The 520-nt window shown below is 62.7% G+C and carries 1 protein-coding gene; it reads right to left on the reverse strand.

Going from position 1 to position 520, the window contains the following annotated elements:
* Nucleotides 1-520, reverse strand: a 520-nt coding sequence (locus tag J5M71_RS27120) for a nucleotide sugar dehydrogenase (protein ID WP_207838600.1), incomplete at both ends; no start/stop codon positions are given.

Below are 520 nucleotides of genomic sequence, written 5' to 3' on the forward strand. Positions count from 1 at the left end.
GGTCGTTGCGGTAGCCGTAGATGCGCCGGCACTCGGACATGGCTTCCGGATCGTAGGCCTGCACGCTGGCGCCTTCGGCCCACAATGCATCCATCAGATAACGGCTGGGGGCTTCGCGCATGTCGTCGGTGTTCGGTTTGAACGCCAGGCCCCAGACCGCAATGGATTTGCCGGCCAGGCCTTGCGGAAACTGCGCGCGCGATTTGCTGAACAGGATGTGCCGTTGGCTGTCATTGACGTCGGTGACGCTGCGCAGCAATTTCAGCGGCATGCCGTTGTGTTCGGCGGTGTGCAGCAAGGCCCGCAGATCCTTGGGAAAGCACGAGCCACCGAAGCCGCAGCCCGGATAAATGAAGTGGTAGCCGATGCGCGGGTCGGAGCCGATGCCTTTGCGCACCGCTTCGATGTCGGCGCCGAGCAGCTCGGTGAGATTGGCCAGTTCGTTCATGAAACTGATGCGGGTGGCGAGCATCGCGTTGGCCGCGTACTTGGTCAGCTCGGCGCTGCGGTTGTCCATGAA

The sequence above is a fragment of the Pseudomonas sp. 43(2021) genome, from assembly GCF_017490805.1.
GTDB lineage: Bacteria > Pseudomonadota > Gammaproteobacteria > Pseudomonadales > Pseudomonadaceae > Aquipseudomonas.